Source organism: Plebeiibacterium marinum, assembly GCF_026013615.1.
In the GTDB taxonomy this organism is placed as follows: domain Bacteria; phylum Bacteroidota; class Bacteroidia; order Bacteroidales; family Marinilabiliaceae; genus Saccharicrinis; species Saccharicrinis marinus_A.
The window spans coordinates 125101-145827 of sequence record NZ_JAPDPI010000007.1 but is presented as its reverse complement, the minus strand read 5'-3'; the positions used below and the strand labels follow the sequence as shown (position 1 = coordinate 145827).

The following is a 20727-nucleotide window of genomic DNA, read 5'->3' as shown; positions in this document are numbered from 1 at the left end:
TCATTGTTATGATTGAAAATCAAAATACTTTAGCAAATAGTGTAACGCTCACAGGAAAAGGCCTTCATACTGGAGCTGTTGTAAATTTAGTATTGAACCCTGCCCCGGTTAACCATGGTTACAAATTTAAAAGGGTGGATATTGAAGGGCAACCCATAATTGATGCCGTTGCTGAAAATGTTTCTTTTACAGAGAGAGGAACTGTACTGCAAAAAAAAGATGTTTCGGTAAGTACCATAGAACACAGTCTTGCGGCATTGAGGGGTTTAGGAGTAGATAATTGTTTAATCGAAGTTGATGGCCCTGAGGTTCCGATTCTTGATGGGAGTTCAAAATATTTTGTGGATGCTATCAAAAGCGTTGGTATAGAAGAACAAAATGAAGAACGCAAGTACTTTGTCATTAAAGAGAAAATGGTTTATGAGGACAAGGAAAAAGGCGTTAAAATAGTTGCCATCCCCGACGACACCTTTAGTGTGGATACGCATGTTTCTTTTAATAATTCAATATTGTTAGGAAACCAGTTTGCATCTTTAGAGTCGTTAGATAACTTTGAGGAAGAAGTTAGTGCATGTCGTACTTTCGTGTTTTTGCATGAAGTGGAGATGTTGATGGAACACAACCTGATTAAGGGTGGGGATCTTGATAATGCCATTATTATAATGGACAAAGAAGTTTCTCAGGAGGAATTGGATCGCTTGGCAGACTTGTTTAACCAGCCCCGTGTTGAAGTAAAACCAATTGGTATATTGAATAACCTGGAGTTAGTGCATCAGAACGAGCCTGCCCGACATAAACTGTTGGATATTATAGGGGATTTGTGTTTGGCAGGGTTGCCTATAAAAGGCAAAATCATTGCAACACGTCCTGGCCATCAGTCTAATGTTGAGTTCGCAAAAATGTTGAGATGCGAAATAAAGAAATGTGCCAATAAGCCTGTTGTGCCTGAGTACAATCTTTCTAAAGAGCCGGTTTTTGATATTAACCAGATAAGGGGGATGTTGCCACACCGTTATCCATTCCTTTTAATTGATAAAATTATTGATCTGCAAGAAAATTTTGTTGTAGGAATAAAAAATATTACCGTAAATGAACCGTTTTTTCAGGGGCACTTCCCTACAGAGCCGGTAATGCCAGGTGTTTTATTGGTTGAAGCTATGGCTCAATGTGGTGGTATCTTTGTGTTAAATCAGGTTGAAGACCCTGAAAATTATTCTACTTACTTCATGAAAATGGATAATATTAAATTCAGGAAAAAAGTAGTGCCCGGGGATACAGTTATTTTTAAACTTGATTTATTAACCCCCATCAGAAGAGGTGTAGCAAATATGCGTGGAACAGCCTTCGTGGGTGATGCAGTTGTCGCAGAAGGGGAGTTTATGGCTAATGTGACTAAAAATAAAGCATAAGTTTGCTGATTGGTTCAAAGAAATAGTTTGTTCATGTTGTATATTAAGCGCTTGGGGTTTAATAATAGCATTTTATTTTTTTTATTAAGATAGTTGAACTATTTTCGCACCGGAATTTTTTCAGGTATACTTATTTTTTGTAATCAAATATTAGCAACATTAATGAATATACCTGAATAACTTAATTTATTGATTTGGAAGAGGCACAAACAATTCAGTTCGAGCCAAAAGAGGCAGAAAAAACAAAACAAGAAAATATGAAACAACCTTTGGCATATATTCATCCTGATGCCAAGATAGCTTCAAATGTAGTTATCGAGCCGTTTGTTACTATAGATAAAAATGTAGTAATTGAGGAAGGAACCAGGATAGGATCAAATGTTACAATATTAGAGGGAGCCCGAATTGGCAAAAATTGTAATATTTTCCCGGGAGCAGTTATTGCTGCCGTTCCTCAAGATCTGAAATTTGCAGGAGAAGATTCGTTAGCAGTTATTGGTGATAATACAACTATCAGGGAGTGTGTTACGGTAAACAGGGGAACCGCTTCCAGAGGTAAAACGGTAGTAGGTAATAATTGCCTTTTGATGGCTTATACTCATATTGCACATGATGCAATAGTTGGTAATAATGTAATTATTGCTAATGCTACACAGGTGGCCGGTGAAGTTAGGATCGATGATTTTGCCATTATTGGTGGAACATCGGCAATACATCAGTTTGTACACATTGGGTCTCATGTTATGATTCAGGGAGGCTCCTTGCTAAGCAAAGATGTTCCACCGTATGTTAAGGTAGGTAATACTAAAATGTCTTACGGGGGTATCAATTCAATCGGATTGCGAAGAAGGAATTATACTAACGAACAGATAAATGGTATTCAGAATATCTACAGGGTACTTTATCAAAGTGGATTAAACAACTCAGATGCTATTGAAAAAATCGAGGCTGAACTTCCAGCATCTAAAGAGCGGGATGAAATTGTACTGTTTATAAAAAATTCTCAAAGAGGAATTATAAAAGGGTATACATCTACATCAGATAGATAGTTGCTTTAAAAAAATATTGTAAGCCGGTTTGTTCCTTAGCGAGCAGACCGGCTTTTTTTTTTGCTAAAAAATTGAAACAAGATTTTTGCCAGGTTTTAATCTTTGATCCGAAATCGTCATTTTATACTATAATAATCTGGGAGGATAGGCGAAATGGTAAATGAGTTTTTCTGTGGAAATAATGGTTTTACACGGTATGAAATTTTTAAGGTAAAGGGAAAATATAGTAAATGATAGAAATTTATTTTATGATTTTTTGATAAGTGTTGGGTTTTTATGATAAATTAATGCAGGAAAATGGTCTTTGTAAGTTGTTGTTAAAGAATGACATGTGTTTTGTCACGGATTTGTCACGCATTAAATTAGTGTTTTTTTTGGTTCCTTTCTTACTTTGCAATAAGAAATACAGCCGGGACTTTTTTATGTATGGCTGTTCGTTTGTAAAATTGCTTTCTATCTTTGAACCGTATCTTAAACGAGTTGTCTATCCCACTCAAAAAATCTGATTCTAGAGAATAAAGAACCTGTCTTTTTATAAAGGCAGGTTTTTTTTTGTTGTTATTTTGCAACTTTTAATACAGACCTTTGTCCTTGAAATGAATAATAGAAAATTAATTGGATGTATAAGAAAATAGTTTTTATAGTATTTATAATAAGTTTTATTAATACAAAAGGGTATTCTGTTCCCCCCGTCTTGAGTGATAATGTTGTTTTAAGCGGATATATCAAAGATGGCCAAAACGGGGAGTTGTTAATAGGAGCAACTGTGTATTTTAAAGAGCTCAAAACCGGGACGATCTCAAACTTATATGGTTTTTATTCCTTTAGTGTTGAGCCGGGAAAATATACCATTGAGTATGTGTATATGGGATTTAAAACAGTAACCAGAGAGCTGGAAATTAATACAGATGTTAGCCTGAATATAGAATTGTTCCAGGAAACGGAGAGCCTTCAGGAGGTTGTGGTATCTGGTAAAAAGTTGGATGCTAATGTTCGGGATCCTCAAATGAGTGTTCAAAAGTTACAGAGCAAGGATGTTAAATCGGTTCCGGCCCTGATGGGAGAAGTGGATGTTATCAAGGTGTTGCAATTGATGCCGGGAGTACAAGCCACAAGTGAAGGGGCTAGTGGATTTAGTGTGCGGGGAGGGAACCCGGATCAGAATCTGATATTATTGGACGAGGCTATTGTTTATAATGCAGGTCATATGTTGGGGTTCTTTTCTGTGTTTAATAATGACGCAATCAAAGATGTAAAATTGTATAAGGGTGATGTTCCGGCTTCCTCAGGCGGTCGGTTGTCCTCCCTGGTTGATGTAAGGATGAATGATGGCAGTAATAAAAAAATTGAAGCAAAAGGGGGGATTGGATTAATATCTTCGAGATTGACTCTGGAGGGGCCGATTATAAAAGATAAAACTTCTTTTATTGTTAGTGGCAGGAGAACATATGCAGATCTTTTTTTACCCCTTGCATCAGATGAAGGAGCCAAGGATAGCAAGCTTTTTTTCTATGATGTTAATGCCAAATTGAAGCATGTTATCAATAATAATAATAGGTTGTATCTAAGTACTTACATGGGGAGGGATGTGTTTAAGGATGTAAATTCGAAAATGGATTTCGGAAATCAGACCTATACCCTTAGGTGGAATCATGTTTATAACCCTAAGCTTTTTTCAAATATTACTTTTATTGGGAGTAAGTATGATTACAAATTGGGAACCAATGAGGAGGCTTCTGAATTTACATGGAAGAGCAGGTTGAGGGATTATAGCCTGAAGCTTGATTATAACTATTATCTTAACCCAAATAACACGCTGTCGTTTGGGTTGCAAAGCATTTATCACACAATAAAACCAGGAACTGCGCAGGGAGAAGGAGATGATGCTCTTTTTAGCAAAGTGGATGTGCCCGATTCAAATGGTTTGGAGCATGGAGTTTATATTAGTAATAGCCAGAAGTTTGGGTCGAGGTTAAATGTAAAATATGGATTGAGGTTGTCTGGTTTGCAGAATATTGGTAAAGGAACAATATTTCGGTTTGATGATGATTATGATGTTGTTGGTGAGGACAAGTATGGGAGTGGTGAGCTATTTAATTCTTATTGGGGCTTGGAGCCCAGGGTAGGCGCTTCCTATATTTTAAATAATACCACGTCACTGAAATCTAGTTATTCACGAACCCGGCAGTATATTCATTTGGCAACCAACTCAACATCTACTACTCCCTTGGATGTGTGGTTTATGTCGTCGCCCAACATTAAGCCGCAAGTTTGTGATCAGTTTTCGGTTGGGTTGTTTAAAAATTTTGCAGATAATACAGTTGAAACTTCTGTGGAGACATTTTATAAGGATATGGATAATTCCATTGATTTTAAGGATCATCCTGATTTGTTACTGAATGATAAGATGGAGGGCGAAGTGCGCACTGGAGAATCATGGGCTTATGGAGTTGAGTTATTGGTGAAATTCCGCAAAGAAAGATTTAGTGGTTGGTTAGGATATACATGGAGTAAATCGTGGCGAAAATTTGATGAAATTAATAATGGAGAAAAGTACCTGTCGCCTTATAATCACGATCATGATATTTCAGTTGTGCTTAACCATAAGCTGGGTAAGCGAAGTCAACTGAGTTTGAATTGGGTTTATTTTAGTGGTGCGCCGTTTACTGCACCCAATGGAAGGATGTTTGTAGGAGGAGATATTATTCCGTTATATTCAAAGAGGAATGAAGAACAGCTTCCTGATTATCATCGAATGGATCTGTCTTTCACGATAAAAAATAAAAAGAAAGAAGGTAGGAAATGGGAAGGGGAATGGAACTTTGCAGTCTATAATTTATATGGAAGAAAAAATGCATGGTCAATTTATTTTGAGCAGGATGAGGATGACCCATATAAGTCAACTGCTCAAAAAACATATTTATTTCAGTTTGTTCCTTCAGTAACATATAATTTCAAATTTTAGGTTATGCGTAGTATTATTATAAATATTTTGCTTTTGGTATGTGTAGTCTTTGTTTCATGTACCGAAGAAATTACAATGGATCTTAAGTCGGGGGAGCCCGTGTTGGTTGTGGATGCAGCCTTTACCGATGAAGTTCGTGATCATGAAGTAATTTTATCAGTTTCATCGGAGTTTTTTAGTAATGTCCCTAATCCTCCGGTTTCTGGAGCTACAGTTATTTTGAGGGATGAGATGAAGCAATTGGAGTTGGACGAGGATGCCGGTAGGCCTGGGTTTTATATAATTCCTGCCGATTTCAGGGGAATTTATGGTCAGGTTTATACATTGGATATTTCGGGTGTTGATATAGATGGGGATGGAGTTGTGGAAAGCTACTCAGCATCCAATGTTTTATATGAACCTACAAAAATTGATAAAATATCTTTATCATGGGATGTCGCTCATGGTGATAAAAACTGGAATGTTTTGCTATATTCAAAAGATAACCCTGATAAGGAAGATTTTTATGCTTTTTCTGTTTACTTAAACAATGAATTGATCTCGGATAAAATTTCAGAGTTAGAATATGCATGGGACAGGTATTTTAATGGAAATGATGTAAATGGTGTTTCTGTGCAACAAATTATTGAAGAGGAATCGGATGGAGAAGAAACAGAATATCATTTAAAGGAAGGGGATTGGGTTAAATTAGAGATGCAAACCATCAATAAGGATTATTATCATTTTATAGATGCCGTACAGGAAGAAACCGGTATTCAGGTTCCTTTGTTTAGTGGTCCGCCAGCCAATGTGCCTGGAAATATAAGCAATGGGGCCAAGGGTTTCTTCAGGGTGTATTCTGTTGATCGCGACTCCATAAGAGTAACGAAAGAAATTCTGGATTTGCGTGATGAGTAAGCGGATTGCTTTTTTTACTGTTCGATCTTTAGGTTATTGAAGAATGTTCTCAATTTTTGTTCATCTTTTTTGCTCATTGCCGAAATGTAGATAGGGGGGTATTTTGCCATCTGGCTCGAAGACATTTGGTATAGGATCAGTTTGCGCTTGAATAATTTGCTGCCTGAAATATCATATTTTATAAATGCAGCTATTGGAATTCTATACATTTTGAATTGTCTGCTGAATGGGAATGAATTATAGAACTTGATCTCAAAATGATCATCTGCTTTTGATAATTCTATATAATAAAAGCCCCCAGACATAAAATAAAAAACAGTAAATACGGTGAGTATGCCGCTCCCCCATTGAATCTCAGGAAGTGAGATTGTAGAAAATATCTGGCTGCAAATAAACAAAGTTAAAAATACAAGGGTTAATATCGTTAATAGCAGTTGAAATGCTCCGGCTGTTTTCCTGTTTTCCATGGTGTATATTTTTCATGGTAAAAATGCATAAAAAAAGTATAAAATCATTGGAGTACCTAAAGATTTACATATTGTCGAATATTGTTGATGGTTTCGTTTTATTTTAATAATTATTAGTTCATTTAACTATCTAATTGGTATTGCAAAGTGCTTTTTTTATGTATTTTTGGCAGATATTTTATACAGTTGAGAAAAGTATTAAAACCAAATATTAATGCAGGTAATTGAAGAGAGCGAATCGAGGGTTTATGGGGCAGATAATTTAAAGAATGATCTGTCGGAATTGATAGCTAAATACAATAAAGGCAAGGTGTTCTTGTTAATGGATACCGGTTCGTATCAGCATTGCTACCCCAAAATTAAGGGTATGCCAGAGTTTAATGATGACAATGTGATTGTGATTGAGCAAGGTGACCAGAATAAAAACATTGAGGCAATATCAAAGGTTTGGGAGTTTTTGAGTACGCATGGTGCAGATAGAAAGTCAACCTTAATCAACCTGGCAGGAGGCATGCCTTGTGACCTGGGAGGATTTGCGGCAGCCACATTTAAAAGAGGAATAAACTTCATCAATATCCCCACTACCCTGTTGAGTCAGGTGGATGCCAGTGTGGGAGGGAAAACAGGAATTAACTTTCATGGCTTTAAAAATGAGATCGGTGTGTTTAAACATGCCTCGGCAGTTTTGGTCGATGTTGATTTTGTTGAAAGCCAGGATGAAGAAAATATCTGCTCAGGTTATGCTGAAATGATCAAACATGCGTTGATCTACGATCAGGAAGAATGGGAAGTTATTAGGGACTTTGATGTTAAAAATGCAGATATTTCAGAATTAAAGGAGTTGGTAGTTAAATCTATTCATATCAAAGAGCATTTTGTAAAAGCGGATCCAACAGAGCAAAATGTGCGTAAATCACTGAATTTTGGGCATACCGTAGGTCATGCATTCGAGAGTTTTGCAATGAAGAAGGGACGTCCGGTTTTGCATGGGTATGCAGTTGCCTATGGGATGATACCTGAATTATATTTGGGAAATAAGGTATGTGGTTTCCCTATGGATAAGATTCATGAAGTTATAGGCCTGATTAATTCTGTTTATGGTAAGTTTGAGTTTGAGGAGGCTGATTATGATGAGTTTTTCTATTTAATGACTCATGACAAGAAGAATGAAGCCAACCAGATTAATTTCACACTACTTGAAGATATAGGAAAGATAAAAATTAATCAAACATGCTCTAAAGAATTGATATTTGAGGCATTAAATTTTTATAAGTCAGTTTAAAAGAATAAGTTGTATGCAATATAAAGTTTCTACACCACAAAATATTTCAAGCTATACTGTTGATCTGCCAACATCGAAAAGTATTAGTAACAGGGCTTTGATTTTAAATGCATTGGCCTATAGTTCAAAGCCTATCAAAAATTTATCCGACAGTGATGATACGCAGTTGTTGATTAAAGCATTGCAGTCTGATGGAAATAAATTTGATGTTGGGGCTGCAGGTACCACCATGCGTTTTCTGACAGCTTTCTTGTCGAAGATTGTAGGGGAATGGACAATAACCGGTTCGGAGAGGATGAAGCAGCGGCCAATAAAAATTTTAGTTGAGGCTTTGAATAAACTAGGTGCAAAAATTGAATATATCGAAAAGGAAGGCTATCCGCCATTGCGTATTTTTGGCAGTTCCATGGATGGAGGAGATCTTGAATTGGCCGGAGATGTGAGTAGCCAGTACATATCTGCCCTTTTGATGATCGGGCCAACAATGAAGAATGGTTTGCGACTGACGCTCACAGGAGAAATTATTTCTCGACCATATATATTGTTGACATTGAAAATGATGGAAACGTTTGGTGTGAAAAGTCATTGGAAAGATAATGTGATTACTGTTCCTGCCGGGGTGTACCAGCCAACTGATTTTACTGTTGAGGCCGATTGGAGTGGAGCTTCTTATTGGTTTGAAGTTGCTGCATTAAATAAAGGTGCAGAACTGACTCTAACTGGGGTTAAAAGGTATAGTGAGCAAGGTGATGCTAAGGTTGCAGAGTTGTTTAAACAGCTTGGAGTGGAGTCAAAGCATACAAGAAATGGACTGGTTTTAAAGAATACCGGAAATGTAGTAAGTCAGTTTTCATATAACTTTATTGAACAACCTGACCTGGCTCAGACTTTTGCAGTAGCTTGTTGTTGTTTAGGTGTGCCATTTAAGTTTACAGGTTTACAAACGCTTAAAATAAAAGAAACCGACCGTATCAACGCTTTGATTGATGAGTTGAAAAAGATGGGATTTGTACTCACATCAAATCAGGTTGACGACTTAAATTGGGATGGGGCCACTTGTGAAAAGGATGAAGTGCCTTGTATTTCTACTTATAAAGACCACAGAATGGCTATGGCATTTGCACCTGCAGTTTCTTGTATTGGAGATATGAAGGTAGATGACCCTGCAGTTGTGTCTAAGTCATACCCTAAGTTTTGGGATCATCTTAAAGAATACGGTTATACTGTAGATGAATAATCTGATTAAGAATATAAAGTTTTAAAAAGGGCGGAAGGTTGATCTTCTGCCTTTTTTTTATAAATGTTTGGTATTTAAAATGCCAGTCACCAATTCAAAATTCAAAAACGATAACTCTGGAACAGGAAGCCGGACTGTTATCTGTTCTTATGCATTGCCACTTACCAAGCTCAGTGATAGCCTCCTTCAATTCTTTGGCGAAGGTGCTGTTTACAGGTGTAAGTGTTATGATGTCAGAAATATCACCACTGGAGTCAATGGTGATTTTTACAGTAATTTCATTGGAAATTGCGTCTGAAGGGAGTTTTAAATTGCGCTGTATCTTTCTTTTGAATTTTTTCAGGCCAATTAAAGGTTCAACTTGGGCGTAGGTGGTGTTGGGAATGTCTGCTTTAGTTTCTTTTTGATTCCCGCTTCTTTTGCTTTTTCGTTCTGTCCCATATCCTACTGCAACTATTTCGTCCATAGCGAGTGCATCTGCTTCAAGTTTTACTTCTCCTATTGAATCTTTTGTTACAATAACTGACTTTTGTTTGAATCCAATAAAATCAAAAGTCAATAAACTGCCCGATTGAGGAGCCTCGATTGTAAAATTGCCATCCATATCAGTGATTGTTCCGTTGGATTTTCCAGCTTCAATAATGGTAACGCCAGGTAAAGGAAGTCCTTCATTATCTACTACTTTCCCATTGTATTGAACAAATGAATCAGGCGCAATAATAGAGCGGCCTCTTATAAATATATGATCTGCCGAGGAGGGTGGAGTTGTTCCGTTTAGTTTGTCGCCTTTTATTTGTCCGGTTAAAACAGGTTTTTCATTTTCAATAATAAAATCAAGTTCTTCTTCCTCACTCAGTACTAATTCTTTTTGGTTTATGGTGAATTGTTGGTTGTTTGCTTTCTCGATACTCTTGTTTTTTTGGGCTTCAGGTAAGTGTGATAATTCAAGCGATAGGGAAATGTCGTCGTCAATACTAGTTAAAATCTCAGGTTCAGAGTTGCTAACGGTTTTTTCTGGAAGTATGGTAGCTTTTGTTGAGGGTTCTTTACTAATGCTGGTTTTGCCTTTACTTGTAATGGCAGAATCAACTATAGGTTCTGTTTTTTGAGCCTTGCTTAGTTTGGGTTGCTGGTTGTTGTTTGAAATAAATATTAAAGTTGAGATGCCGATTATAAAAACAATGGTAGCTGCAAGTTGCATCCATGTGGGAATGGCTTTTGTTTTCTTTCTTTGTTCAAATTTGTTGTGAAGTAATTTTATGGTGTCCTTAAGTTCTTCGTTGTTAAGGTTTTTGTATCCTTCAACAGCATCGTGCAGAAACGGATCGGCTTCCATTTTTCTTTCAAAAGCATATCTTTCCCTTTCAGACAACTCGTTCCTAAGATATTTGCGGATGGATGATATGTTTTGGTTGTTATATGGCATTGCTTCTTTCTAAACAAATTTTTATGTTGCGCTTGGCATTTTGAATATAACTCTTTACTTTTTTGATGTCAACTTCCATTTTTGCAGAAATTTGCTGGTAGGTCATTTCTTTAAAATAAAACAGTTCTATGCTTTCTTTCTGTTGGAATTTTAGTTTTTCAATACAATTTTTTAAAGCTGTTTCGTTTTGCTCATGTTGTTCTTTGTCAATAGGATGAATTTCATATTGAGATTCCATAAATTTTTCTGCGAAAACATTTTCGTCATCAAAAGAAATGGTGTGATGTTTTTTATTTCTTAATTCCATCAAACAATAATTCTTGGTAACAACATACAGCCAGGGTCTAAAATCTTTCACATTTGTTTCCTGTAGGGCAACTGATATCTTTTCAAAAATATGCATCACCGTGTCCTGCGCATCATCTTTGTTTTTTAGATACTTAAGGCATACCCCAAAAACCAAATCCATATATCTGGAATATAAAATGCCCAATATGTCAAGGTTGAGTGTGTTTTTGTATTGCACAACCAACTCTGAATCCGATATGTTTTTTGATTTTGAAGGAAATATTTTCATTACATATTTTAAAGCAGGCTAAAATTATAAAGAATCAATAAAATAATGGTAAGCAATGCTAAAAAACTATAAAATGGATGAGATTAACATGTAAAAGAGGGGTTGTTAACAATGATAAATGTTATTTTTACGGGAGTTTAATTAAAATACCACCTTTTATTTGAACTTTTACCGGTTGGGGTAGTTGTATGTTTTAAGTGCATTACTGCAGGGCTGGTAAATTTTTAATATAAAAACCATAGTTTAAGAGGAATGTTATTATTTGAGATTATTAAGTAATGCATTGCCTTAAATCGTGGGTTTTGAGTTGTCTCTCTGGGGTAAGACACGTTTATTATATTAAATATGACTTGATTTTGTTGGGGTAATCAGGTTTGTTTGTGTTAAAATTCAATACATTAAGTGTTTCTGAAAAATGTTGCTTATTTAGAATGGCTTAATTTTATTTAATCTAAATAGTTTGCTAATTTTGTCCATTCAAAAGCATGTAATTCAGGTTGTCTGCTTCAATCTGTAAGATTGTTGTAAGATAAATGAAAAGGAAGTGATTATGGCAGAAAATCAGGATAAAATTTTAGAGGAAGTAACCGGGAGTGACTATAAATATGGTTTTACAACCGATATAGAAACGGAGGTGATTCCCAAAGGCTTAAATGAGGATGTAGTTAGGTTAATATCCCAGAAAAAAAACGAGCCTGAATGGATGTTGGAGTATAGGTTGAAAGCTTTTAACCACTGGTTAAAGATGGAGCAGCCTGAGTGGGCTAAATTAAATATTCCCAAGATAGATTTTCAGGATATTATTTATTACGCCGCTCCAAAGCAAAAGCCTCAACTGGATAGTATGGATGATGTTGATCCGGAGTTGAAGGCTACTTTCGAAAAGTTAGGAATTCCTTTAGACGAGCAGAAAGTATTGGCAGGTGTTGCTGTGGACGCAGTAATGGATAGTGTTTCGGTGAAGACTACTTTTAAAGAAACACTGGCTGAAAAGGGGATTATTTTCTGCAGTTTTAGTGAGGCTGTTCAGGAATACCCTGATTTGATTAAGAAATATATGGGGTCGGTAGTAAATTATACCGATAACTTTTTTGCAGCTCTTAACAATGCTGTTTTTAGTGATGGATCCTTTGTGTATATTCCCAAAGGGGTTCGTTGTCCTATTGAACTATCTACCTATTTCCGAATTAATGCGACAAATACCGGGCAGTTTGAACGTACTCTGATTGTAGCTGATGACGATAGTTATGTAAGCTACCTGGAGGGGTGTACCGCACCACAACGCGACGAAAATCAGCTTCATGCTGCAATTGTTGAAATTGTAACGATGGAAAGGGCTGAAGTGAAATATTCTACGGTGCAAAACTGGTATCCGGGTGATAAGGAAGGAAAGGGTGGAATCTATAATTTTGTAACCAAAAGGGCACTTTGTAAAGGAGACTACTCAAAAGTTATGTGGACACAGGTAGAAACAGGTTCCGCAATAACCTGGAAATATCCTAGCTGTGTTTTAATGGGCGACCATTCTGTTGGCGAATTTTATTCTGTAGCAGTTACCAACAACTATCAGCAGGCAGATACCGGTACCAAGATGATTCACCTGGGTAAAAATACCCGGAGTTTAATTGTATCCAAAGGGGTGTCTGCCGGGAAAAGTCAAAATAGCTATCGTGGATTGGTTAGGGTGAATAAAAAGGCGGAAAATGCTCGTAATTTCTCGCAATGTGACTCGTTATTAATGGGAGATCAGTGCGGTGCCCATACATTTCCATATCTCGAAATCAATAACAATACAGCTAAAGTTGAACACGAGGCAACTACCTCTAAAATTGGAGAGGATCAGATCTTTTATTGCAATACAAGAGGTTTGTCAACAGAGGATGCCGTTGGATTGATTGTAAATGGTTATGTAAAAGAAGTTATCAATCAGTTGCCTATGGAATTTGCCGTAGAGGCTCAAAAATTATTACAAATAAGTTTAGAAGGTAGTGTAGGGTAAGCTAATAGATTAAGAGTCTCTGCATGGAGGCTTTTACTTTACAAACTTTCAATTTTTATAAACTTTTAAACTAAAATAAAATGCTAGAAGTAAAAAACTTACACGCCAAGATAGACGATAAAGAAATATTAAGAGGGATCAACCTTACGGTAAAACCGGGTGAAGTTCATGCCATTATGGGGCCAAACGGGTCGGGTAAAAGTACTCTTTCTTCGGTTTTGGCAGGTAGTGAGGTGTTTGACGTATCAGAAGGATCTGCAACCTTTTATGGAAAGAATCTTTTGGATATGCCTGCAGAGGACAGAGCACGAGAGGGATTGTTTTACAGTTTCCAATATCCTGTAGAAATTCCGGGAGTAAGCATGGTGAATTTTATGCGCACTGCTGTTAATGAACACAGAAAATATAATGGAGAAAAACCTTATACAGCCAGTGAGTTTTTAAAATTGATGCGTGAGAAAAAGAAATTGGTTGAGATTGATTCAAATCTTACAAACCGTTCTGTTAATGAGGGGTTTTCCGGTGGTGAAAAAAAGAAGAATGAGATATTCCAGATGGCTATGTTACAGCCTAAGGTTTCCATACTTGATGAAACAGATTCAGGTTTGGATATTGATGCATTGCGTATTGTTGCCAATGGAGTTAATAAATTAAAATCTGAAAACAATGCAACTGTTGTGATTACTCACTATCAGCGCTTGTTGGATTATATAGTGCCTGATTTTGTTCACGTATTATACAAAGGAAGGATTGTGATGTCGGCAGGAAAGGAATTGGCATTGGAGCTAGAGGAAAAAGGTTACGACTGGATTAAAAAGCAGTTTGAAGATTAACCCGTAAACACATGTTGAACGATTAAAATGTTTTAAAAATGAGTATAGCGGGTGCAGAAATAAAAGTAGAAGAAAAATATATTTCGCTATTCAAAGAAAATCAGGGCCGTTTAAATATTATGGCTTCGGATGTAGTGGCGAATGCAAGGGAAGGTGCTATTAAGATATTTGAAGATAAGGGTATTCCCAACCGTAAGGTGGAGTCTTATAAATATACCAACCTGAATCCCCAGTTTGAAAAAGATTACACTTGTGATTTTGAACACGAGGTGTTTAATCAAAACCTTACGGAAGTTTTCAATTGTAATGTGGAAGACCTGGAGGCTATAACTATTTATTTGATAAATGGATGGTATTACCGTAAAAACCAATTGCCCGATTCGTTGCCGGAAGGTGTTTTGATCGGTAGTTTTGCCGAATTTTCGAAGTCCCATCCTGAATTATTTGAAACACATTATAATAAATATGCCAAAAATGAAGAGGATAGCCTTGTGGCAATGAACACAGCATTTGCTCAGGATGGATTCTTTATTTATGTTCCTAAGGGAGTTGTGGTTGAAAAACCTATTCAGATTGTGAACATTATGAAGGCAGAGGAAAGCTTCATGGCTTTTTCGAGAAATCTGGTTGTGATAGAGGAAAATGCGCAGGCCAAAATTATGGTTTGCGAGCATACCCTTTCTGAAAATAGGTTTCTGGTGAATGCTGTAACAGAGGCTTTTGTGGATAAAAATTCGGTATTTGACATCTATAATATCCAGAATCAACATAATCTGACAACGAGTATTTCTTCTGTATTTGTAAAGCAAAAGGAACACTCAAGTGTATTGACTCACAACTTAACGTTGCATACCGGAGTAACCCGAAATAACATATATGTACATATGGACGATGAACATTGTGAGTCGCGTATTTATGGGTTGTATGTGTCGGACAAGACTCAGCATGTCGATAATTTTTCATTTGTAGATCATGCTATGCCAAATTGTTACAGCGAAGAGTTGTTTAAAGGAGTGCTTGATGATTCTGCAACAGCTGCATTTGCGGGTAAAATTATGGTCCGCCCTAATGCTCAAAAAACAAATGCTTTTCAAAAAAATGATAATTTGTTGCTGACGGATAATGCAAAGATCAATACAAAACCTATGTTGGAGATTTATGCTGATGATGTAAAGTGTTCGCATGGGGCAACGGTAGGCCAGTTGGATGAAAAATCAATGTTTTATTTACGCTCACGGGGAATTAGTAAAGAAGAGGCGCGTGTTTTACTTATGTATGCTTTTGCTTATGAAGCTGTAGAAAAAATCAGGGTTGAGGCCGTGCGAGAGCAGATCCGGGGTCTTGTTGAACAGGTGTTTAGAGGTGAGTTGAATAAATGCAATTCATGCGTGCTTTGCGGACAGGTCTCTGATAATGAATTTACTTGCATGTAGTTTATGAGTTTAGATATCCAACATATTAGGGGGCAATTCCCAATTCTTCATACAGAGGTTTATGGAAAACCTTTGGTTTATTTCGATAATGCAGCCACTACACATAAGCCGGCAAGGGTTGTGAATAAGGTGAATGAAATTTATCATACACTTAATAGCAATATTCACAGGGGTGTTCATTATTTAAGTAATCAGGCAACGCTTGCATATGAAGAAGCCCGGAAAAAAGTACAACTCTTTGTTAATGCCCCAAATTCTCATGAAATAATTTTCACTTCGGGAGCAACTGCGGCTATTAATTTAATGGCAACTTCTTTTGGGGATACCTATATTAAGGAGGGCGATGAGGTAATAATCTCTACCATGGAACACCATTCAAATATTGTTCCCTGGCAATTGATGTGCAAGCGAAAGAAGGCAGTGCTTAAGGTTATACCATTGTTTGAAAATGGGGAGTTGGATATGCAGGCATTTGAGAATCTTTTGTCGGAGAAGACAAAGCTGGTGTCTGTTGCCTATGTGTCTAATTCATTAGGCACCGTAAATGCAATTCCTGAAATCATAGAAAAAGCTCATTCTAATAATACACCGGTAATGGTTGATGCAGCGCAGGCGGTTCAGCATCTAAATGTCGATGTTCAGGAGTTGGATGTGGATTTTCTTGTGTTTTCCGGGCATAAAATCTATGGGCCAACAGGAACTGGTGTTTTGTATGGAAAAGAGAAGTATTTAAATGAAATGGAACCCTGGCAGGGTGGGGGTGAGATGATAAAAAGCGTGTCCTTTGAGGAAACTACCTATAACGAACTTCCATTTAAGTTTGAAGCAGGTACTCCTAATATTGCCGGAGTAGTTGGTCTGGGAGAAGCTATAGATTTTGTTTCGGAATTGGGGCTCGATAATATAGCAGCATATGAACATGAGTTGTTGCAATACGCTACCGCCAGATTAAATGAAATTGAAGGGATGCGCATTATTGGTACGGCCAATAATAAGTCAAGCGTAATTTCCTTTTTGGTTAAGGAGATTCATCCGTTTGATTTGGGAACCATGCTCGATAAAATGGGTATTGCCATAAGAACCGGCCACCATTGTGCCCAGCCTGTAATGGATTTTTATAAGATACCCGGAACAATGAGGGCTTCTTTGGCTGTATATAATACCAAAGAAGAAATTGATAAGTTAGTAGACGGGATTAATAAGGTGGCTGTGCTATTTGGGTAGAGTCTTAAAAATTAGCATCTTTGTTCTCCAAATTATATCGAAAGAAAAAATAAAGTGAAATGACAATACAAGAAATTCAGGAGGAGATTGTTGAAGAATTTTCATCATTTGATGAATGGATGGATAAATATGCCTACCTGATTGAATTAGGTAACGATCTGGAACCATTTGACGACACCTATCGTTTGGATCAGAATCTGCTGGATGGCTGTCAGTCAAAAGTATGGTTGCATGCCTGGATGGATGATGGAAAAGTGTATTACATGGGAGACAGTGATGCGATAATCGTGAAAGGTATTGTGGCCTTAATGATCAGGGCGCTTTCGGGTCAAACTCCTGAGGCTATTTTAGACAATGAACTATCATTTATCGACAAAATAGGGTTAAAAGAGCATTTGTCGCCAACCCGCTCCAATGGTTTGGTTGCCATGATTAAGCAGATGCGTTTGTTTGCATTGGCATTCAAAGCGAAGCAAGTGTAATAGTTATAAAGTTTTAAAAGGTATAAAGGTTTTTCTTTGTAGCATATATTATTAGATATGACAAACGAATTTTTATCAAAAGAAGAAGAGATCGTTGACACGCTTAAAACAATATTTGATCCTGAAATACCGGTTAATATCTATGATTTAGGATTAATTTATGAAGTGAATGTTGATGATGACGGTAAGGTGAGGATTGTAATGACTTTGACTTCTCCCAATTGTCCTGTTGCAGAATCAATGCCGGAGGAGGTTTTTGAAAAAGTAAGTGCGCTTGACGGAATTTCACATGTGGACTTAAATCTTACCTTTGATCCTCCGTGGACAAAAGATATGTTGTCAGATGAAGCTCTTTTGGAGCTGGGGCTGCTTTAAAATATAATAAACAAAACTATGAACGGATCATATTTGCTTTGGGTAAGTATTGATCCGTTTTTTATTTAGACTGTAGTTGAAATTTGAGAATAACACATATGGTGGATTAATTGAGCAGAAAGTTAAAAAGTTAGGCTTTGATGCATGTGGGTTTACGCCGGCGAGTGAGCTTTTTGAGGATAAAGTGTATTTGCAAAAATGGCTGAATGAGGGAATGCATGCAGATATGCATTATATGGAGAATCATTTAGAGAAAAGGTGTGATGCAACAAAGCTTGTGGATGGTGCAAAGACCGTTATCGTATTGCTTTCCAATTATTATCCTGCAGAAGTTCAGGATGGGAAATATGTGATTTCGAAATATGCCTATGGCGAAGATTACCATTTTGTAATTAAGGATAAACTCAAAGAATTGTTCGATTATATTAAAGCCGACCTTTATCCCCAGCTTGAAGGTCGTATGTTTGTGGATTCTGCTCCTGTGCTGGAACGCTCACTTGCAGTTAGGGCAGGGTTAGGGTGGATTGGAAAAAATTCAAACCTGATCAATAAGGAATTGGGCAGTTTTGTTTTTATCTCAGAACTGATAGTGAATTTAGAGATTCCATCAGGTAAAGAAATCAACAACGCCTGTGGGAATTGTTCCCGCTGCATAGATGCTTGTCCTACCAAAGCAATTTTATCCCCACGGGTAGTAGATGCCCGAAAATGCATTTCTTACCTTACCATAGAGAATAAAGGGGATATTCCTGAGGAGTTTAGTGGCTTGCTGCAAAATAGGATTTATGGTTGTGATATTTGCCAGGATGTTTGTCCTTGGAATAATAAAGTTGTCCCGCATAAAGAAGAGCGGTTTCTGCCTAAAACAAACTTCCTGAAATTAACAGAAGAGGAATGGGACGGGTTGACGCAAGAGCAGTTTTCCGAATTATTTAAAAAGTCGGCCATTAAAAGAGCAAAATTTAGGGGACTGAAAAGAAATATTGATTTTATGCTTTAGAAATAGTTTTTTTGGTATTGGATAAGGAAATATTGTATTAACTTGAGGTATCGAAAAATTAACTATAAATGGATAATATTAATCATTCCTCATTCTACACTTATTCTAAAGACAATACCTTACTTCATGGTATGTTCTGGCTTCCCAAAGAAGAGATTAAAGCTGTAATTTGTTTAGTGCATGGTTTGGGAGGGCATGTGGCACGTTTTGGCGAGGTTGCAAATTTCTTTTGCAGTAAAAATATTGGCTTTGTAGGGGTTGATCTGAGAGGTCATGGCAAATCACATGGGAAACCCGGAGTGATTAAAAATCTGCAATGTTTTTACGATGATATAGAACAGGCTGTAAAGTATGTTAAAAGATTTGTTGGTGAAAAAGTGCCCATGTACGTATATGGAAATAGTATGGGAGGTCCCCTGGCTTTAAAGATGGCAATTGATAATCAGGATGTTTTTAAGGGGGCTATTCTTGCAGCACCTTGGTTTAAATTGGTAAAACAGCCTAGAGGGTTGGTTTTAAAGATGGTAAAGCTGATGGGGGTACTGATGCCAAATCTTACATTTTCATCTGGCATAAAATCGGAAAATTTCAGAACGTCAGAGGAAATGCAGGAAAAAGCAAAAAGTGATCCTTTGGCACATAAGCAAATCTCGGCACGCTTGTTTTGTAAAATAAATCATCTGGGTAAAAGTTTGCTGAATATTGGAGGTGCAAATGTTAGATTTCCTGTTATTATTTTTCATGGAGAAAAGGATAGGGTAACAGATATAAAATCAAGTATTGAGTTTCAAAGTAAGTATTGCTCAGATACAGAATTTGTTCCATTGTCAAATGCCAGGCACGAGATTCATGTAGAGGCTGAAAGTGGTTTTATGCTAAATCGGATTGTTGATTGGATATTACAGCAGGGGTGTTGTGAAGTGGTTCGTTTTGAGAGTGTGGAAGCGGTGAATGTTTAGTAATAATAGAAGTGTGTTTATGAGCAGTTTCAGGACTGAAGTTCAAGTTGAGAAGCATAAAAAGAACATTGGATATGATATGGATGTAATGTTTTTGGGATCATGCTTTGCAACCAATGTTGGGGATAGATTTTTACAAAGTAGATTGAGTGCAATGGTTAACCCTTACGGGGTAATCTATAATCCCATGAGTGTGGCAAATACTATCAGCTCAATCATTTCTAACCGAAGTTTTGAGGAAGGAGACTTAAATTTTTATGGTGAACATTGGCATAGTTTCTTTCATCACAGTTCATTTTCAGACAGGGATAAGGATGCTTGTTTACTAAAAATTAATAAAGTCAATGCAAAGGCTTACAATTTCTTAAAATCAAGCAAGTTTATTTTTATCACCTTTGGCACCGCCTGGGTATATCAATGGATGCAGAATGAAGCAATTGTATCAAATTGTCATAAATATCCGGCAAAAGAGTTTAATCGTTTTTTGTTAAATGTTGATGAAATTGTAGGTAAGTACAAAAAGTTGTTAACCGAATTGCTGGTCTTTAATCCGGATATTCAAATCGTTTTTACTGTAAGCCCGGTGCGTCACTGGAAAGATGGTGCACAAGGGAATCAAATCAGTAAATCGACCTTGTTGCTGGCTGTAAATAGCCTGGTTGAACAGTTTGAGAGTTGTAGTTATTTTCCTGCATATGAGTTGGTAATGGATGATTTAAGGGATTATAGGTTTTATGCCGAGGATATGATCCATCCCAATACCGTGGCAATTGACTATATATGGGAAAAGTTTAAATATTGCTTTTTTTCACTGGAAACATTGGAATATATTAAGGAGATGCATAAATTAGTGAAGGCAATTGGGCATAGACCCTATGATTCAGCCTCGATATCGCATCAAAATTTTCTGACTAAGCAGGTTGAGAAAATTCATCAATTAATTAATAAATATCCAAAAGCGGATTTTAGTTCAGATTTAGATATTATAAAGAGTAAAATAATCTAAATCCATGTTATTTATACTTAACATGTAATAAATTAACACTTAAAAGTATTTGTTAGTTATAAATTGATGTAAATTTGTAGTAAATATATTCAAATAGAAATATTGAC

At 36.7% G+C, this 20727-nt stretch carries 18 protein-coding genes; 15 read left to right on the top strand and 3 right to left on the bottom strand.

Features of this window, described 5'->3' with window-relative positions:
- Positions 1-8: 8 nt before the first annotated feature.
- The 4 genes from OM074_RS05520 to OM074_RS05505 all read left to right on the top strand — a co-directional run bounded on the left by OM074_RS05520 (position 9) and on the right by OM074_RS05505 (position 6320).
- A complete protein-coding gene (locus OM074_RS05520; RefSeq protein ID WP_301198314.1) occupies positions 9-1409 on the top strand; it encodes a bifunctional UDP-3-O-[3-hydroxymyristoyl] N-acetylglucosamine deacetylase/3-hydroxyacyl-ACP dehydratase in 1401 nt (466 codons plus the stop codon).
- A gap of 257 nt (positions 1410-1666) precedes the next feature.
- The gene (gene lpxA / locus OM074_RS05515; protein WP_301198312.1) at positions 1667-2458 is read left to right on the top strand and encodes an acyl-ACP--UDP-N-acetylglucosamine O-acyltransferase; all 792 of its coding nucleotides are present in this window, start codon (positions 1667-1669) and stop codon (positions 2456-2458) included.
- Positions 2459-3077: 619 nt separating this feature from the next.
- The gene (locus tag OM074_RS05510; protein WP_301198311.1) at positions 3078-5423 is read left to right on the top strand and encodes a TonB-dependent receptor; all 2346 of its coding nucleotides are present in this window, start codon (positions 3078-3080) and stop codon (positions 5421-5423) included.
- Positions 5424-5426: 3 nt separating this feature from the next.
- A complete protein-coding gene (locus OM074_RS05505; protein WP_301198310.1) occupies positions 5427-6320 on the top strand; it encodes a DUF4249 domain-containing protein in 894 nt (297 codons plus the stop codon).
- Positions 6321-6334: 14 nt separating this feature from the next.
- Here the strand turns inward: OM074_RS05505 and OM074_RS05500 are convergent, their stop codons facing one another.
- Positions 6335-6787 carry a hypothetical protein gene (locus OM074_RS05500; RefSeq protein WP_301198309.1) on the bottom strand — a complete coding sequence of 151 codons (453 nt, stop codon included), beginning with the start codon at positions 6785-6787 and terminating at the stop codon, positions 6335-6337.
- 214 nt (positions 6788-7001) lie between these two features.
- On the opposite strand from OM074_RS05500, the gene aroB reads away from it, so the two are divergent.
- Both aroB and OM074_RS05490 read left to right on the top strand, forming a co-directional pair.
- Positions 7002-8069 carry a 3-dehydroquinate synthase gene (gene aroB, locus OM074_RS05495; protein WP_301198308.1) on the top strand — a complete coding sequence of 356 codons (1068 nt, stop codon included), beginning with the start codon at positions 7002-7004 and terminating at the stop codon, positions 8067-8069.
- A gap of 13 nt (positions 8070-8082) precedes the next feature.
- Complete coding sequence (locus OM074_RS05490) at positions 8083-9306, top strand: 3-phosphoshikimate 1-carboxyvinyltransferase (protein WP_301198307.1); 1224 nt, start codon at positions 8083-8085, stop codon at positions 9304-9306.
- A gap of 94 nt (positions 9307-9400) precedes the next feature.
- Here OM074_RS05490 and OM074_RS05485 read toward each other — a convergent pair whose 3' ends face one another.
- Both OM074_RS05485 and OM074_RS05480 read right to left on the bottom strand, forming a co-directional pair.
- The gene (locus tag OM074_RS05485) at positions 9401-10732 is read right to left on the bottom strand and encodes a carboxypeptidase-like regulatory domain-containing protein (RefSeq protein ID WP_301198306.1); all 1332 of its coding nucleotides are present in this window, start codon (positions 10730-10732) and stop codon (positions 9401-9403) included.
- On the bottom strand, positions 10722-11309 hold the full coding sequence (locus tag OM074_RS05480) for an RNA polymerase sigma factor (protein WP_301198305.1): 588 nt from the start codon (positions 11307-11309) through the stop codon (positions 10722-10724). The genes OM074_RS05485 and OM074_RS05480 overlap by 11 nt, the downstream gene beginning before the upstream one ends.
- Positions 11310-11859: 550 nt before the next feature.
- Between OM074_RS05480 and sufB the strand changes: the two genes are divergently transcribed.
- From sufB to OM074_RS05435, 9 genes are all read left to right on the top strand, one after another.
- The gene (sufB, locus tag OM074_RS05475; protein ID WP_301198304.1) at positions 11860-13308 is read left to right on the top strand and encodes a Fe-S cluster assembly protein SufB; all 1449 of its coding nucleotides are present in this window, start codon (positions 11860-11862) and stop codon (positions 13306-13308) included.
- A gap of 80 nt (positions 13309-13388) precedes the next feature.
- The gene (gene sufC, locus OM074_RS05470) at positions 13389-14141 is read left to right on the top strand and encodes a Fe-S cluster assembly ATPase SufC (RefSeq protein ID WP_301198302.1); all 753 of its coding nucleotides are present in this window, start codon (positions 13389-13391) and stop codon (positions 14139-14141) included.
- A 38-nt stretch (positions 14142-14179) separates the two neighbouring features.
- Positions 14180-15574 carry a Fe-S cluster assembly protein SufD gene (sufD, locus tag OM074_RS05465; protein WP_301198301.1) on the top strand — a complete coding sequence of 465 codons (1395 nt, stop codon included), beginning with the start codon at positions 14180-14182 and terminating at the stop codon, positions 15572-15574.
- 3 nt (positions 15575-15577) lie between these two features.
- Positions 15578-16798, top strand: coding sequence for an aminotransferase class V-fold PLP-dependent enzyme (locus tag OM074_RS05460; RefSeq protein ID WP_301198300.1), 1221 nt, complete (start codon positions 15578-15580; stop codon positions 16796-16798).
- Positions 16799-16857: 59 nt separating this feature from the next.
- Complete coding sequence (locus OM074_RS05455) at positions 16858-17280, top strand: SufE family protein (protein ID WP_301198298.1); 423 nt, start codon at positions 16858-16860, stop codon at positions 17278-17280.
- 57 nt (positions 17281-17337) lie between these two features.
- On the top strand, positions 17338-17655 hold the full coding sequence (locus OM074_RS05450; protein ID WP_301198297.1) for an SUF system Fe-S cluster assembly protein: 318 nt from the start codon (positions 17338-17340) through the stop codon (positions 17653-17655).
- A gap of 76 nt (positions 17656-17731) precedes the next feature.
- Positions 17732-18655: a tRNA epoxyqueuosine(34) reductase QueG gene (gene queG / locus OM074_RS05445; RefSeq protein ID WP_301198296.1), complete on the top strand. Its 924-nt coding sequence runs from the start codon at positions 17732-17734 to the stop codon at positions 18653-18655.
- Positions 18656-18723: 68 nt separating this feature from the next.
- Positions 18724-19614, top strand: a complete 891-nt coding sequence (locus OM074_RS05440) for an alpha/beta fold hydrolase (protein ID WP_301198294.1) — start codon at positions 18724-18726, stop codon at positions 19612-19614.
- 19 nt (positions 19615-19633) lie between these two features.
- Complete coding sequence (locus tag OM074_RS05435) at positions 19634-20620, top strand: GSCFA domain-containing protein (protein ID WP_301198293.1); 987 nt, start codon at positions 19634-19636, stop codon at positions 20618-20620.
- The last annotated feature ends 107 nt before the right edge of the window (positions 20621-20727 follow it).

What these genes read in the sequence shown, in the direction of transcription:
- OM074_RS05520 (WP_301198314.1), top strand. Translation starts at nt 9, where the DNA reads ATGATTGAAAATCAAAATACTTTAGCAAATAGTGTAACGCTCACAGGA.
- OM074_RS05450 (WP_301198297.1), top strand. Translation starts at nt 17,338, where the DNA reads ATGACAAACGAATTTTTATCAAAAGAAGAAGAGATCGTTGACACGCTT.
- OM074_RS05460 (WP_301198300.1), top strand. Translation starts at nt 15,578, where the DNA reads ATGAGTTTAGATATCCAACATATTAGGGGGCAATTCCCAATTCTTCAT.
- aroB (WP_301198308.1), top strand. Translation starts at nt 7,002, where the DNA reads ATGCAGGTAATTGAAGAGAGCGAATCGAGGGTTTATGGGGCAGATAAT.
- OM074_RS05435 (WP_301198293.1), top strand. Translation starts at nt 19,634, where the DNA reads ATGAGCAGTTTCAGGACTGAAGTTCAAGTTGAGAAGCATAAAAAGAAC.
- OM074_RS05505 (WP_301198310.1), top strand. Translation starts at nt 5,427, where the DNA reads ATGCGTAGTATTATTATAAATATTTTGCTTTTGGTATGTGTAGTCTTT.
- sufB (WP_301198304.1), top strand. Translation starts at nt 11,860, where the DNA reads ATGGCAGAAAATCAGGATAAAATTTTAGAGGAAGTAACCGGGAGTGAC.
- OM074_RS05485 (WP_301198306.1), bottom strand. Translation starts at nt 10,732, where the DNA reads ATGCCATATAACAACCAAAACATATCATCCATCCGCAAATATCTTAGG.
- OM074_RS05500 (WP_301198309.1), bottom strand. Translation starts at nt 6,787, where the DNA reads ATGGAAAACAGGAAAACAGCCGGAGCATTTCAACTGCTATTAACGATA.
- OM074_RS05480 (WP_301198305.1), bottom strand. Translation starts at nt 11,309, where the DNA reads ATGAAAATATTTCCTTCAAAATCAAAAAACATATCGGATTCAGAGTTG.
- sufD (WP_301198301.1), top strand. Translation starts at nt 14,180, where the DNA reads ATGAGTATAGCGGGTGCAGAAATAAAAGTAGAAGAAAAATATATTTCG.
- OM074_RS05440 (WP_301198294.1), top strand. Translation starts at nt 18,724, where the DNA reads ATGGATAATATTAATCATTCCTCATTCTACACTTATTCTAAAGACAAT.
- sufC (WP_301198302.1), top strand. Translation starts at nt 13,389, where the DNA reads ATGCTAGAAGTAAAAAACTTACACGCCAAGATAGACGATAAAGAAATA.
- OM074_RS05510 (WP_301198311.1), top strand. Translation starts at nt 3,078, where the DNA reads ATGTATAAGAAAATAGTTTTTATAGTATTTATAATAAGTTTTATTAAT.
- OM074_RS05455 (WP_301198298.1), top strand. Translation starts at nt 16,858, where the DNA reads ATGACAATACAAGAAATTCAGGAGGAGATTGTTGAAGAATTTTCATCA.
- lpxA (WP_301198312.1), top strand. Translation starts at nt 1,667, where the DNA reads ATGAAACAACCTTTGGCATATATTCATCCTGATGCCAAGATAGCTTCA.
- OM074_RS05490 (WP_301198307.1), top strand. Translation starts at nt 8,083, where the DNA reads ATGCAATATAAAGTTTCTACACCACAAAATATTTCAAGCTATACTGTT.